Annotated in this window: 12 protein-coding genes; 3 read left to right on the top strand and 9 right to left on the bottom strand. The window is 73.1% G+C overall.

The annotated features are described in order from the left end of the window. Nucleotide 1: 1 nt before the first annotated feature. Together AB0D66_RS10750 and AB0D66_RS10745 are read right to left on the bottom strand one after the other, a co-directional pair. The gene (locus tag AB0D66_RS10750) at nucleotides 2-445 is read right to left on the bottom strand and encodes an SRPBCC family protein (protein WP_362299878.1); all 444 of its coding nucleotides are present in this window, start codon (nucleotides 443-445) and stop codon (nucleotides 2-4) included. Nucleotides 446-525: 80 nt separating this feature from the next. Beyond that, the gene (locus AB0D66_RS10745; protein WP_362299875.1) at nucleotides 526-1,365 is read right to left on the bottom strand and encodes a metallophosphoesterase; all 840 of its coding nucleotides are present in this window, start codon (nucleotides 1,363-1,365) and stop codon (nucleotides 526-528) included. A 230-nt stretch (nucleotides 1,366-1,595) separates the two neighbouring features. Between AB0D66_RS10745 and AB0D66_RS10740 the strand changes: the two genes are divergently transcribed. Beyond that, entirely contained in the window at nucleotides 1,596-3,392 is a 1,797-nt protein-coding gene (locus AB0D66_RS10740; RefSeq protein WP_362299872.1) for an AMP-dependent synthetase/ligase, read from the top strand. Nucleotides 3,393-3,398: 6 nt separating this feature from the next. Here the strand turns inward: AB0D66_RS10740 and AB0D66_RS10735 are convergent, their stop codons facing one another. From AB0D66_RS10735 to AB0D66_RS10705, 7 genes are all read right to left on the bottom strand, one after another. After that, nucleotides 3,399-5,009, bottom strand: coding sequence for a GMC oxidoreductase (locus AB0D66_RS10735; RefSeq protein WP_362299869.1), 1,611 nt, complete (start codon nucleotides 5,007-5,009; stop codon nucleotides 3,399-3,401). 518 nt (nucleotides 5,010-5,527) lie between these two features. Next, a complete protein-coding gene (locus tag AB0D66_RS10730) occupies nucleotides 5,528-6,670 on the bottom strand; it encodes a glycosyltransferase family 4 protein (protein ID WP_362299867.1) in 1,143 nt (380 codons plus the stop codon). Nucleotides 6,671-6,702: 32 nt separating this feature from the next. Continuing rightward, nucleotides 6,703-7,824, bottom strand: coding sequence for a hypothetical protein (locus AB0D66_RS10725; protein ID WP_362299865.1), 1,122 nt, complete (start codon nucleotides 7,822-7,824; stop codon nucleotides 6,703-6,705). A gap of 34 nt (nucleotides 7,825-7,858) precedes the next feature. Beyond that, entirely contained in the window at nucleotides 7,859-8,902 is a 1,044-nt protein-coding gene (locus AB0D66_RS10720; RefSeq protein WP_362299862.1) for an NlpC/P60 family protein, read from the bottom strand. Between the two features lie 252 nt (nucleotides 8,903-9,154). Then, nucleotides 9,155-10,183 (bottom strand): NlpC/P60 family protein, encoded by a 1,029-nt coding sequence (locus tag AB0D66_RS10715; protein ID WP_362299859.1) that lies wholly within the window; start codon nucleotides 10,181-10,183, stop codon nucleotides 9,155-9,157. A gap of 252 nt (nucleotides 10,184-10,435) precedes the next feature. Continuing rightward, entirely contained in the window at nucleotides 10,436-11,800 is a 1,365-nt protein-coding gene (locus AB0D66_RS10710) for an NYN domain-containing protein (protein ID WP_362300324.1), read from the bottom strand. A gap of 40 nt (nucleotides 11,801-11,840) precedes the next feature. Further along, a complete protein-coding gene (locus tag AB0D66_RS10705) occupies nucleotides 11,841-12,080 on the bottom strand; it encodes a hypothetical protein (RefSeq protein WP_008738811.1) in 240 nt (79 codons plus the stop codon). A 125-nt stretch (nucleotides 12,081-12,205) separates the two neighbouring features. Between AB0D66_RS10705 and AB0D66_RS10700 the strand changes: the two genes are divergently transcribed. Further along, entirely contained in the window at nucleotides 12,206-12,940 is a 735-nt protein-coding gene (locus AB0D66_RS10700) for a rhomboid family intramembrane serine protease (RefSeq protein WP_362299856.1), read from the top strand. After that, nucleotides 12,937-13,218, top strand: coding sequence for an Lrp/AsnC ligand binding domain-containing protein (locus AB0D66_RS10695; RefSeq protein WP_008738815.1), 282 nt, complete (start codon nucleotides 12,937-12,939; stop codon nucleotides 13,216-13,218). Before AB0D66_RS10700 ends, AB0D66_RS10695 begins: the two co-directional genes overlap by 4 nt. Nucleotides 13,219-13,515: the final 297 nt, after the last annotated feature.

The following is a 13,515-nucleotide window of genomic DNA, read 5'->3' as shown; positions in this document are numbered from 1 at the left end:
CTCAGCCGGTCGATTCCACGCGCTTCTTCAGGCCGGCCAGGGCGCGGTCGATGATGACCTTCTCGGCCTTGCGCTTGATCATGCCGAGCATGGGGATCTTGACGTCCACGGTCAGTTGGTAGGTGACCTCGGTGCGCTTGCCGCCGTCCAGCGGGGCCAGCCGGTACGAGCCGTCCAGCTGGCGCAGCATCTGGGACTTGTCCAGGGTCCAGCTGACCTCGTGCTCGCCCTTCCAGGTGTAGGAGAGGGTGTGGTCGTCCTTGATCGCGCCCGCGTCGAGCAGCAGCCGTACCTTTTCGGCCCGGCCGTCGGCGCCGGCGGCCAGTACCTCGGCCTCCTTCACCTCGCCGGTCCACTCCGGGTAACGGGCGAAGTCTGCGATCACGGCCATCACGTCGGCCGGCGCAGCCTCGATCGTGATGCTTGAGCTGGTGTGTTCCGCCATCGCAGTCGCTCCTCCGTGGAGTTATTCGAGGAAGTGTGCGGCCTCCGGCCGCCGCTCGAAGGCTACCGTGCGTGCGGAGCTCACCACTCCAGGGCCCAGGGCCTGCCGGTCGCCGCGAAGTGCCCGACGTTCACGCACTCCGTGCCGCCGATCCGCATCCGCCGGGCGAGCGGCTGGTGGACGTGCCCGAAGAGGGCGTACCGGGGGCGGGTGCGCCGGATCGCTGCGAGCAGGGCCTCGCTGCCGCGTTCGAAGCGGCGGGCGACCGTGTCGTAGCAGAGCTCCGGCACTTCCGGAGGGATGTGCGAGCACAGTACGTCGACCTCGCCCAGCGCCTCCACCTTGGCGGCGTACTCCTCGACGTCCACCTCGTACGGGGTCCGCATCGGCGAGGGCAGGCCGCCCCCGACGAAGCCGAAGACCCGGCCGCCGATCTCCACGCGCTGCCCGTCGAGCACGGTGACGCCGGGGCGGTCGGCGTACTCCGGCCACAGGGACGGGATGTCGACGTTGCCGTAGGTGGCGTACGTGGGGGTGGGGAAGGCGGCGAACATCTGCGCGTACTGGCGGCGCACGGCGTCCTCGATCAGCCGCTCCCGGTCCAGCCCCGCCCACAGCCGGCGCCCGAGGGCGTGGGCCTCGGCGAAGCGGCGTGCGGTGCGCAGCTCGACGATCCGGTCGGCGTTCTCGACGCCGAACAGGTCGGGGAAGATCCCGCGCGAGTGGTCGGCGTAGTCGAGGAAGAGCACGAGGTCGCCGAGGCAGATCAGTGCGTCCGCACCGTCCCCGGCCCGGGCGAGGGCCTCGGCGTTGCCGTGCACGTCGCTCACGACGTGGACCCGGGTGCGGGCCGCGGAACGGAGCCCGGCGCGGCTCGATCCGCTCGTGTCCGACGTCCCGCCCCGCCTGCTGCCAGCCATGCGGCCACCCTAGGGCGGCCGGGTGCCGGCGGGGTAGCGGGGGTGCCGGATACAGCCGGACCTGCGGTTACTTCCGAGTCGCCGACGGGGTCGACTAGTGTCGCCTGGAAAAGGCCGCGGCATGTGACGCAGGGAACATCTGGCCGGTTCCCTCTATCCGGAACCCACTACCGGTGGGTAACGTCCGGTCGGTCCACATGGTGGCGATGGCGCCCAGAGGAGCAGCAGTCTTGCGCGAGTTCAGCCTTCCGGCCCTGTACGAGGTCCCGTCGGACGGGAACCTGACGGATCTCATCCGCCGCAACGCCGCGCAGCATCCCGACACCGCCGTCATGAGCCGCAAGGTGGACGGCCGGTGGCAGGACGTGACCGCGACCGAGTTCCTGGCCGAGGTCCGGGCCGCGGCCAAGGGCCTGATCGCGGCGGGCATCCGCCCCGGCGACCGGGTCGCCCTGATCTCCCGCACCCGCTACGAGTGGGTGCTGGTCGACTTCGCGATCTGGACCGCGGGCGGCGTCACCGTCCCGGTCTACGAGACCAGCTCCCCCGAGCAGATCCAGTGGATCCTCGGGGACTCCGGCGCCGTCGCCGCGGTCGTCGAGAGCGCCGGGCACGGCGCGGCCGTGGCCTCGCTGCGCGACCGGCTGCCGGAACTGCGCGACGTCTGGGAGATCGAGCAGGGAGCCCTGGAAGCGCTGAAGAGCGCGGGCGCCGGGATCACCGACGCCGAGGTCGACGAGCGCAGCAGCCTGGCGTGCGCCGACGACCCGGCCACCATCGTCTACACCTCGGGCACCACCGGCCGCCCCAAGGGCTGCGTGCTCAGCCACCGCAACTTCTTCGCGGAGTGCGGCAACGCCGTGGAGCGGCTGAAGCCGCTGTTCAAGACCGGCGAGTGCTCGGTCCTGCTGTTCCTCCCGGCGGCGCACGTCTTCGGCCGCCTGGTGGAGGTGGCGGCCGTACTGGCGCCGATCCGGCTGGGCTGCGTACCGGACATCAAGAACCTGACCGACGAGCTGCAGTCCTTCCGGCCCACCCTGATCCTCGGTGTGCCGCGCGTCTTCGAGAAGGTCTACAACTCGGCGCGCGCCAAGGCGCAGGCCGAGGGCAAGGGCAAGATCTTCGACGCGGCTGCCGAGACGGCGATCGCGTACAGCCGGGCGCTGGACACCCCCCGCGGGCCGTCCTTCGGCCTGAAGCTCAAGCACAAGGTCTTCACCAAGCTCGTCTACAGCAAGCTGCACGCGGTCCTCGGCGGGCGCGGCGAGTACGCGATCTCCGGCGGCGCCCCGCTGGGCGAGCGGCTCGGGCACTTCTTCCGCGGCATCGGCTTCACCGTGCTGGAGGGCTACGGCCTGACGGAGTCCTGCGCGGCGACCACCTTCAACCCGTGGGACAAGCAGAAGATCGGTACGGTCGGCCAGCCCATGCCGGGCTCCGTGGTGCGCATCGCGGACGACGGCGAGGTGCTGCTGCACGGCGAGCAGATCTTCACCGGCTACTGGAAGAACGAGGCGGCCACCGCCGAGGCGCTCACCGACGGCTGGTTCCACACCGGCGACGTCGGCACCCTCGACGAGGACGGCTACCTCACGATCACCGGGCGCAAGAAGGAGCTCATCGTCACCGCGGGCGGCAAGAACGTCGCACCCGCCGTGATCGAGGACCGGATCCGGGCGCACGCGCTGGTCGCGGAGTGCATGGTCGTCGGCGACGGGCGGCCGTTCGTGGCCGCGCTGGTCACCATCGACGAGGAGTTCCTCGGCCGGTGGGCCGCGGAGAACGGCAAGCCGGCCGGTGTGACGGCGGCGGAGCTGCGCGACGACGCGGAACTCAACGCCGCCGTCCAAAAGGCCGTCGACGACGGCAACGCGGCGGTGTCCAAGGCGGAATCGGTGCGGAAATTCCGCATTCTGCCCTCCCAGTTCACGGAGGAGTCGGGCCACATCACGCCGTCTCTGAAGCTCAAGCGGAATGTGGTCGCGAAGGACTTCGCGGACGAGATCGAAGCCCTGTACCGGGGTTAGCCGGAGCTAGTCCTCGGCGAGGATCCGGGCCATGTTCCGCTCGGCGAGGGCGGTCACGGTGACGAACGGGTTCACGCCGAGCGAGCCGGGGATCAGGGAGCTGTCGACCACGTACAGCCCCTGGTAGCCCTTGGCCCGGCCGTAGAGGTCGGTCGCCTCCCCGAGGACGCAGCCGCCGAGCGGGTGGTACGTGAAGTTGTCGGCGAAGGCCCTGTTGCCGCCGAACAGGTCGTAGCGGTAGATCGTGAAGTTGCGCCGGTTGATGCGGTCGAAGAGGTTCTTCGCCGCGTTCACCGAGGGCGTGTTCTGCTCCCGCCGCCAGTTGAGGCGGGCCGAGTCGGTGGCCGCGTCGTACGTGAAGTGCCCGCGCTCGGGGTTCTTGGTGATGGCCAGGTACATCGAGATCCAGTGCTCGAGGCCCATGGGGAGCGGGGCGATCTCGGCGAAGACCGGGTTCGCGGGGTTGTCCCAGTCGTCGATGCCCAGGGCGGGCATGGTGGCCTGGTTGGCGCCGACCGTGTCCCACAGGTGGTTGGCGCGGGCGGTCATCACGTTGCCGTTGGGGCCCCAGCCGTGCCCGACCCGGTCGCTGAGCGCGGGCAGCGCCCCGGTCTCGCGGGCGCGCAGCAGGATCTCGGTGGTCCCCAGGCTCCCGGCCCCCAGGAAGAGCTGCCGGCAGCCGAGTTCGCGGACCTGGGTGACCCGGCCGGCCAGGTCGCTGGTCCGCACGGTGAGGACGTAGCCCCCCGCGGGGTCCTGCCGTACGCCGACCACGCGCTGCAGGGTCTCGATGGTGACGTTGCCCGTGCCGACCGCTGCCGCGAGGTAGGTCTTGTCGACGCTCTTCTTGCCGTGGTTGTTGCCGTAGATGACCTCTCCGGCCAGCGCCGACCTGGGGGCGGTGCCGGCCGCCTCGCGCTTCATGTAGGCGAAGTCGTAGACGTTGGGGACGAAGACGGTCTTCAGGCCGGTGTGGTGGGCGTGCTTGCGGGAGATCCGGGCGAAGCGGTACCACTCGGTGGACTCGAACCAGGCCGGGTCGATGTCGTTGACGCCGAGCATGGCGCGGGCGCGCGGGTAGTAGGTGCCGTACATCTCGGCGGCGTCGACCCCGGGCAGCACCTCGGAGAAGTACGAGCGGCGGGGCGTCGGGGCCATGCCCCCGTTGACGAGCGATCCTCCGCCCACCCCCCGCCCCACGTACACGGACATGTCGCCGTGGTTCACGCGGTCCAGGACGCCGGGGTACGGGCTGATGTCGCGGTTGACGACGTCGAGCCAGAGGAACTGGGCGAGCGGGGCCTCGGTGCGGGTGCGGAACCACATGGAGCGGTGGTCGGGGGCGGAGGTGGAGGGGAAGACCTTGCCGTCGGGCCCGGCGGTGTCCCAGAGCCGGCCCATCTCGAGGACGACGGTACGGATGCCGGCCTGGCCGAGGCGCAGCGCGGCGACGGCGGCGCCGTAGCCGGAGCCGACGACGATGGCGGGCGCGTAGTGGGCTGCGCCCGGCTCGGCGGCGGAGGCGGAGCCGAGGCCGATCCGCGTGAAGCCGAGCGCGGCGGCGGTCTGCAGGGCGCCGAGGCCGAGAAGGTGACGGCGCGTCAGGTTTGGTGTCATGGCCGCATGATGGGCGGAATCAACCCCTCCACCCATACGCTGCGCTGCCAGACATCGGAGAGACAGTCCCCCATGTCGCCCGCCCCACCCCAGACACCCCACCGGCCCCACGCCGGGCCCCGACTCCACCCACGCGCCGCCGCTGTCAGGGGCTCCGCCCCCGAACCCCCGCGCCTCAAACGCCGGCGGGGCTGGAGGTGCCTGATGCCGCCGCCGAGGACACCTTGACCTCCCACAGGGGGCACCAGGCAAGCCACATCCAGCCCCGCCGGCGTTTGAGGCGCGGGAGCTCGGACCAACGGCGCCGCACCCGACCCGGCACCGCCAGGCCACATCCAGCCCCGCCGGCGCTTGAGGCGCGGGGCCCGGGGCGGAGCCCCGATCTTTCAGCCTCGCCGGCGTTTGAGGCGCGGGGTGCGGGGCGGAGCCCCGGTCTTGAAGCCGCGCCCGCGATCGACGCAGGGCGCCAGGGCGCAGCCCGGCCCTCCCAGCCCCGCCGGGCCAATGGCGGTGGCGGGTCAGAGGAGGGCGCGGAGGCGGGACGCCAGGAGGTCCCAGCGCCAGCGCTCCTCGACCCAGGCCCGGCCCCGCTCGCCCATCCGCTCCCGCAGCGCCGGATCCAGGAGCAGCGCGGTGATCCGGTCCGCCGCCTCGGACGGCTCGCCGCCCCGGACGACCCACCCCGTCTCCCCGTCCAGCACCGCGTCCGGCGCCCCGCCGGAGTCGCCCGCGACCACCGGCAGGCCCGTCGCCGAGGCCTCCAGGTAGACGATCCCGAGCCCCTCGACGTCCAGCCCGCCCCGCCGGGTCCGGCACGGCATGGCGAAGACGTCCCCGGCCCCGTAGTGGGCGGGCAGTTCGGACCACGGGACCGGACCCGTGAAGACCACCGAGTCCGCGACGCCCACGGAGACCGCCAGCTTCCGCAGGTCGGACTCGTACGGCCCGCCGCCCACGATCAGCAGCACCGCGTCCGGCACCGCCGCCAGGATCCGCGGCATCGCCTCGATCAGCGTGTCCTGGCCCTTGCGCGGCACGAGCCGCGACACGCACACCACCACCGGCCGGTCGGTCAGCCCGAGCCGCGCCCGGACCTCCGCCCCGCCCGACTCCGGGTGGAAGGTCTTCTCGTCCACCCCCGGCGGCAGCTGCACCATCCGCTCCGCCGCCCGGTCCGTCACCGCCGAGGCGATCCGGGAGCGCGTGTACTCCCCCAGGTAGGTCAGCGTGTCGGTGCCCTCGCCGATGCGGCGCAGCAGCTGCCGCGCCGCCGGCAGCTGGGCCCAGCCCGCCTCGTGCCCGTGCGTGGTCGCCACGATCCGCTCGGCCCCCGCCCGCCGCAGCGCCGGTCCCATCAGGCCGAGCGGGGCGGCCGCGCCGAACCACACGGACCGGCAGCCGTGTTCGCGCAGCAGGCCCACGGCCCGCCGCGTCACGCGCGGGGTCGGCAGCAGCATGGTCGTGCGGTCGCGCACCACCTGGAAGGGCTGCTCGGCGTCGAAGGCGGCGGTGGCCTCGCGGCCCTCCGCGCCGTGCTTCCACGTGGAGGCGTACACGACGACCCGGTAGGGATCCAGCCGCAGTGCCATGTTGTGCAGGAAGGCCTGGATGCCGCCCGGTCGCGGGGGGAAGTCGTTGGTCACGATCAGCGTCTTGTGCATTGCCTGCCGACAGTACCGGACGCCCGCCGCCCTCAGCCGAGCCAGCCGCGCAGGGCCTCCTGCCAGGCCTTCGTGAGCCCCGCCTGGTCCACGCCCAGCGCCTCGTCCAGGGCCGTCGGCAGCGGTTCGCGGCCCGCCCTCTCGTACAGGCCGACCAGCGCCTCCTCGCCCCACTTGTCGGCGATCAGCCGGCAGGCCAGCCACGCGCCCTCGTACGCCCGGGCCAGCGCCTGCGGGTCGCCGCCGAAGGCGAAGGCCTCCGTCGCCGGCAGCCCGGCCGGCACCTCGCCCCGCCGTACGGCGCGGGCCAGCGCCGGGGCGCCCTGCTCCGGCGTGGTGGGGCCGCCGCGGTACGCCGCCCAGTCCGCGAAGCCCTCGGAGAGCCACAGCGGGGTGGTGGCCGTGGTCGCCGCCCGGGTGGCCACGTGGGTGACCTCGTGGGTCAGCACGATCCGGCGGCCCGCCTCGCCCAGCCCGGCGTACCCCTCCGGGTTGACCACGACCCGGTCCGCGGGGGCGGGTCCCGCGCCCACCCGGCCCGTGGTGACCGCCCCCATGCCCCGGTAGGCGCCGGCCGTGCCGCCCAGCAGTTCCGCCATCCGCTCCAGCGACCCCGGGACCAGCACCACCACGCGCCCGGCCCACGGCCGGGGCCACGCGGCGCTCGCCGCGGGAACCGCCCGGTCCGCCTCGGCGGCGATGGCGCGCAGGGTCTCCCCACTCTGCCCGGAGCCGCCCAGCACCAGCGTGTGCGTGCCACGGACCACCGAGACCGGCCCCTGGTCCCACAGCTGCGGAGGGGTGCCCGGGGCGGGCCGGTCCGCGGTGACCCGCCAGGTGCCGCCCTCCTGGAGCAGCTCGAGTTCGCGGGCCGAGCCGCCCGGGGCCGGGTCGTAGCCGGTGAGCCGGTAGCGCAGCTGGGCCCGGACGTGGGCCCGTACGCCGTCCCGCCGCACCGAGTCGACCTCGTACGCCCAGTCCTCGACCGGGATCCCGGCGAGCCGCTCGGGCGGCGTCCGCGACCACTCGGCCACGGCCCGGCGGACGTCCTGCCCGGCCGTGTCCGCCGGCCGCACCGCGCAGCCGGCGGACAGCAGGCACAGCAGGAGCGGCAGGAGCGGCAGTACGCGGACGAGACGGCGACCCGGGAGCATCAGCCGATCGTACGCATGGGCCGGCGTCCCGGCGTCAGGGCCGGGTCACGGCCGACACCGGCATCATCCCGACGGGGTCGTAGCGGACCCGGGCCCCGGGGTACGGCGCGTGCACCACCTGGCCGTTGCCGACGTACATGCCGACGTGGCTGGCGTCCGAGCGGTACGTCACCAGGTCGCCCGGGCGGGCCTGCGACAGCGGGACCTGGCGGCCGGCGTGCCGCTGGGCCTGCGAGGTGCGCGGCAGCGAGACCCCGGCCTGGCGGTAGGACCAGACCATCAGCCCCGAGCAGTCGAAGCCGGAGGGGCCGGTGGAACCCCACACGTACGGGCGGCCGACCGCGGCCCGGGCCGCCATCACGGCGGTCGCGGCGCGGCCCGAGGAGGCGCCGGGCGAGGGCAGGTCGGGCAGGGCGTCGGGCCGGCCGCCCGAGCGGGAGGCGCGCTCGAAGTCGGCCCGCTCCTCGGAGGGCATGGCGTTCAGCAGCCGCCGGGCGGCCGCGAGCTTGGCCGTGACGGAGCGCTTGTGCCGGGCCACGTCGGCGCGCAGCGCGTCGAGCTCGGCGAGCTTGCGGGAGGCCTCCCGGCGCTCCTGGCCGAGCCGGCGCTGCTCCTCGCGCAGTTCGTCCAGCTGCCGCGCCTGGCGGCCCGTCAGCCGGTCCAGGGCGGCGGCCTGTTCCAGGTAGGCGTCGGGGTCCTCGGCCAGCATCAGGCCGACGGCGGGGTCGATGCCGCCGCTGCGGTACTGGGCCCCGGCGAAGGTGCCGAGGACGCCCCGCATGGTGTTGATGCGCTCCTGGCCGCGGGCGACCGCGTCCTGGGCACGGTCGACCTGGGCGCGCAGCCGGTCGGCCTTCTCGCCCGCCTCGTTGAAGCGCTCGGTGGCCTGCTCGGCCTCCTCGAAGAGCCGGTCGACCTGGGCTCGGGAGCCCGCGGCCGGGTCCTGCGGCAGGCCGGGGGCCGCGCCGGCGGGTGCGCCCGCCATGGCGACCGCTGCGGTGGCCGCGGCGGCGGTGAGGACGGTGACCTTCGTGTTCCGGTCGAGGCTGCCGAGCCCGGGCCGACGATGGGACGCCACGTGAAACCGCTCCCTTCCGCTGGGCGTGGCCCGGGTCCGCCCCCCGTGGACGGACGTGTGCCGGGTTACGCGCTGGCAGACAGTAGCGGCGCCACCGGGCACCGACCAACGACCGCCGACGGGCACGCACGGTGACGCCCCGCCGGAGACGCAGGTCACCGGCGGGGCGTGGGGTCAGAGCGAGGTCCCGCAATTCGCCCGGATGGGCGGTGTACGGCGCGTCCCGCAGCGGGGACCGCGGCGCGGGGAGGGTCAGCCGATGCGGACGCCGAACTGGAACGGCATGTTGTCCATCGACTCGTACTTGACGCCGCCGCGCGGGTTCGAGGCGTGCAGCGTCATGTTGTTGCCCGCGTACAGGCCGACGTGGTGCAGGTCCCCGTAGAAGAAGACCAGGTCGCCGGGCTGGAGCTGGCTGCGGCTGATGCGCGTGCCGTCGTTGGCCTGGGTGTAGGTGACGCGGCTGATGCTGACGTTGGCCTGTTTGTAGGCCCACTGGGTCAGCCCGGAGCAGTCGAAGGAGCTGGGGCCCTCGTGGCCCGAGATGTACGCGCTGCCGACCTTGGTCTTGGCGGCCGCGAGGGCGGCGCCGGCACGGCCGGAGGCCTTCTCGTTGCCGAGGTCGACGCGGCCCGCGTCGCTGCGGCTGGCGCGGGTCTCCTCGTCCTTGAGGGCGGCGCGCTCCTGGGCGGTGAGGGTGTTGAGCAGGGCCTGGGCCGCGGCGAGCTTGTCCTGCGAGACCTTCTTCTTCTCGCCGAGCTCCTTGCGCGTGGCGTCGAGGTCGGCGAGCTTGCCGGCGGCCTCCTGGCGCTGTTGCGCGAGGGTGCGCTGCTTGGCCTGGATCTTCTGGACGGCCTCGACCTGCTTGCCGCTCAGGTGCTCCAGGGAGGAGGCCTTGTCGAGGTAGCTGTCGGGGTCCTCGGAGAGGAGGAGGGCGACCGAGGGGTCTATGCCGCCGTTGCGGTACTGCGCGCTCGCCATCGAACCGAGCGTGCTGCGCAGCTCGTTGAGGTCGCCCTGGCCGCGCGCGACCTGGTCCTGGAGCTGCCCGATCTCCTTCTCGAGCTTCTCCTGGCGCTCCTTGGCCCCGTTGAACTTCTCGGTGGCCTGCTCCGCCTCCTCGTAGAGGGCGTCCACCTGGGACTTGACCTCGTCCTTGCCCGGCTTCGCCGGAGCGGCCGAGGCGGACTGGGAGGTGAGGGCGACCACGGCGGCCGCGGTCGCACCGAGGACGGTCACACGGGCGCGGTTCGGCTGCTTGGGTCGACGGTGGGACGCCACGGAGGCGAGCTCCTTCTTCCTAGAGCCGCCGAAGAACGCAACTCGGCAGCACCTCCGCCGCCACCCCGAATGAGTGATCTACCGCACGAAGGTTTGAACGCACCCTAGTGACCTCGCTGTGATCAGTTCAAATCCCGCCGGGTAAAAATCCGCTCGCCGACCAGCTTCTTTACCTACAGCGCACGCTCTGTGCCGGGCACTTGACGGTACGTTCCCTGAGACCCCTGCCAATTCGGGCATGCGGGGCAGGAGTTATGAAACGCGCGAAAGCCGCTTCAGCAGCAATGCGGACGCCACCGGCCGCGCACCCGCCTTGGCCACCCCGTCGGCGACCTCCCGGTCGGTCGAGACCACGACCACCGGCCGGCCGGGCGGCTCCGCCCGCACCAGCTGGCGGATCAGCTCGTCCGCCGTCACCCCGGCCTTGGAGAACAGCACCCGCACCCCGCGCGGCGGCGCGAGCAGCACCGGGGCGGCCAGTTCCGCCCCGTCGAAGACACAGGTCATCTCCGCGCCCGTCTGCGCGGCCAGCATCGACAGCCCGCCCAGCAGGCGCAGCCGCTGCTTCTCCAGCGGCATCGTCGGATACCCCGTCTTGGTCACGTTGTAGCCGTCGACCACCAGATGGGCCTGGGGCAGCGCCAACAGCTGGTCCAACAGCGCCGGATCGGTCTCCGACAGGGCGCGCGCCGCGATGTCCTTCGGCGTCATCCGGCCCGGCTCCACGGCCTCCACGGTGTCCGCCGGGCGCGTGGACACCGGGGGCAGCGCCAGCTCGCGGCGCAGCCCCGCCGCCGCGTCCAGCACGGTGTCCAGCAGCAGCCGCAGCCGCATGTCCTCGATGCTGCGCCCCTCGCGGGTGGCCCGGCGCGAGGTCTCCAGCGACGCCTCCACCTCCGCCAGACGGGACTTGAGCCGCCGGGTCTCGCTCTCGGCGGCGGCCACCCGCGCGGCCGCGTCGCCGCGGACCCCGTCGATCTCCGCGTTCACCTTGCGCAGGGCCGCCTCACCGCGCTTGACGTCGCTGAGCGCGCTGCGCAGTTTGCGCTGAAGCGATTCCGCTTCCTTGCGGGCCTCGTCCAGCTCGGCCCGCACCTGCTCACCGCCGGACCGCTGCACGTCCCGTACCTGCGCCAGCTCCTCGCGCAACCGGTCCAGCTCGCGCCGGGTCTCCTCGCCGACCCGCTCGGCGTCGGCGCGCTGCGCCTCCTCGCCCGCTGCGGCCACCAGCTTGACCCAGCCGACCGGCCGCAGCACGTACGCGGCGGCCGCCACGTCCAGCGGATCCGCGGCGGCGGGCGGAGCACCGGACTCCAGGGCGCCGGCCAGCTCCGCCTGCCCCTCGCGCAGCTTCTCGGCGACCCGGCTGCGGAACACCGGGTCGGTCTCGACCGCCGCGGCCATCGCGTTGCCCGCGAACTTGGCGCGCCGGGTCGGGGTGAAACGGGCGTACTGGCGCAGCTGCGCCGGGAGGTCCCCGACCGTCAGTCCGCCGAAGGCGTCCGAGACGAGCGCGACGACCCGGCGCCGCACGCCTTCCGGCAGCGGGCGGTCGAGCACCTCGGCGGCGTCGCCGGCCGCATCGGCCGGCTCAGCGCCGCTTGCTGGCTCCACAATCCGTCACCCCTACCGTGATCTACCTGTGGGCGGGGCTCCGTCAGGAGTCCGCGCCCGGCCTGTCCACGAGCTCGATCTGGTCCACCGCGTTGCACCAGCGGCAGCGGACCGACTCGATGGTCTCATTGACCACCTCGCGCTCCTCGACCTTGGGCTCCCCGGCGAGGTCCAGGTGGACGTACTCGACGACCTTCGACGAACGGGTGACGTCGAAGCGCGTGAGGTTGCCGCACAGGGTGCAGCGCCACCGGGTGGTGTCGGTCGGCAGGGGAACCGTCATCAGGCCGCTCTCTCCTTCGTAGCTGATTCAATTAAAGCCGTCGGCTGAGCCGTCCGCGCCGATTGGCCGGACGCCGGCTCGTAACCCTACGGCCTGCCACCGCCCCGGGTGGGGTCGGTTGCGTCATGCTCTGTCACATGATCGTAAGGTGGCAGGCCGTTCGCGAGGCCGCCCGGGGACCGGTGGTCACCCATGCGCTGATCGCGGGCTGCGCCGTGGTGTTCGTACTCGGCCCGGCCTCGGGGCTGAACCCGGCGTACGGGACGGGCGAGGGGCTGCTGACCGCCGGGACGGACTACTTCCGGCGCTGGGGCGTGGTCCCCGACGAGTTGTTCACGGGCCGCCCGAGGGCCTGGCTGACCCCGCTGACCGCGCTGTTCGTGCACGGCAGCTGGCTGCACCTGCTCGGCAACATGCTCTTCCTCTACGTCTTCGGCGCGATGACGGAGGAGCGGATGGGCCGCCCGGCGTTCCTCGTCTTCTACGTCTGTACGGGGTACGTGGCCCTGGCGGTGTACGCGGCGGCCAACGCGGGGTCCTCGCAGACGCTGGTCGGCGCCTCCGGAGCCATCTCGGCGGTGCTGGGCGCGTTCCTGTACCTGCTCCCGCGGGCCCGGGTGACGAGCCTGTTCCCCTTCCTGTTCTTCCTGCCGCTGCGGTTCCCGGCGTGGCTCGTGCTGCTGTTCTGGTTCGCCCTCCAGGGGGTGGCCGCGCACCGGGCGGGCAGCGGCCCCGGGGTCGCCTACCTGGCCCATCTGGTGGGCTTCTCCGTCGGCTTCCTGTACGCGTGGGTGCGGTATCGGGGTGCGACTAGAGTGGTGCGACCAGCGACGGCCATCGAGGGAGACAGCCAGCCGTGATCACCGCGATCGTGCTCATCAAGACCAGCGTGGACCGCATCCCCGAGATCGCCGAGTCCATCGCCGCGCTGGACAGTGTCAGCGAGGTCTACTCCGTCACGGGGACGTACGACCTGATCGCGCTGGTCCGCGTGGCCCGCCACGAGAACCTGGCGGACATCATCCCGGGCCGCATCAGCAAGATCCCGGGCGTCGAGGCCACGGACACGCACGTGGCGTTCCGCACGTACTCGCAGCACGACCTGGAAGCGGCGTTCGCGATCGGCCTGGACGCTTAGCGCTCGGCTTCGGCGGTATCCCCAGGCCCCGCCAACTCGCCCCGCCGGGCCCCGCCCCCCCTTCGCCTCAAACGCCGGCGGGGCTGGGTTTGCCCCCCTCAGCGGGATCGCCCTGCGGGGCCTGCCCCCCTTCGCCTCAAACGCCGGCGGGGCTGGGTTTGCCCCCCTCATGGGGATCGGCTTGCTGGGCCTGTCCCGGGTTGTCCCCTGGGCGGGATCGGTCTGTCGGGCTGTGCGCGGGGTCCCTCCGGGGCGTCTCCTCGGCTCGCGCACCAAGCCGTGTCCCGGCCGCTGGGC

Source organism: Streptomyces sp. NPDC048270 (assembly GCF_040652335.1).
Classification (GTDB): Bacteria; Actinomycetota; Actinomycetes; order Streptomycetales; family Streptomycetaceae; genus Streptomyces.
The sequence above is the reverse complement of the archived record's forward strand: the minus strand, read 5'-3'. Positions and strand labels throughout refer to the sequence as shown.

Excerpts from the sequence above, each read along its gene's own strand:
- AB0D66_RS10750 (WP_362299878.1), bottom strand. The coding sequence starts at position 445 with ATGGCGGAACACACCAGCTCAAGCATCACGATCGAGGCTGCGCCGGCC.
- AB0D66_RS10745 (WP_362299875.1), bottom strand. The coding sequence starts at position 1,365 with ATGGCTGGCAGCAGGCGGGGCGGGACGTCGGACACGAGCGGATCGAGC.
- AB0D66_RS10735 (WP_362299869.1), bottom strand. The coding sequence starts at position 5,009 with ATGACACCAAACCTGACGCGCCGTCACCTTCTCGGCCTCGGCGCCCTG.
- AB0D66_RS10730 (WP_362299867.1), bottom strand. The coding sequence starts at position 6,670 with ATGCACAAGACGCTGATCGTGACCAACGACTTCCCCCCGCGACCGGGC.
- AB0D66_RS10725 (WP_362299865.1), bottom strand. The coding sequence starts at position 7,824 with ATGCTCCCGGGTCGCCGTCTCGTCCGCGTACTGCCGCTCCTGCCGCTC.
- AB0D66_RS10705 (WP_008738811.1), bottom strand. The coding sequence starts at position 12,080 with ATGACGGTTCCCCTGCCGACCGACACCACCCGGTGGCGCTGCACCCTG.
- AB0D66_RS10700 (WP_362299856.1), top strand. The coding sequence starts at position 12,206 with ATGCTCTGTCACATGATCGTAAGGTGGCAGGCCGTTCGCGAGGCCGCC.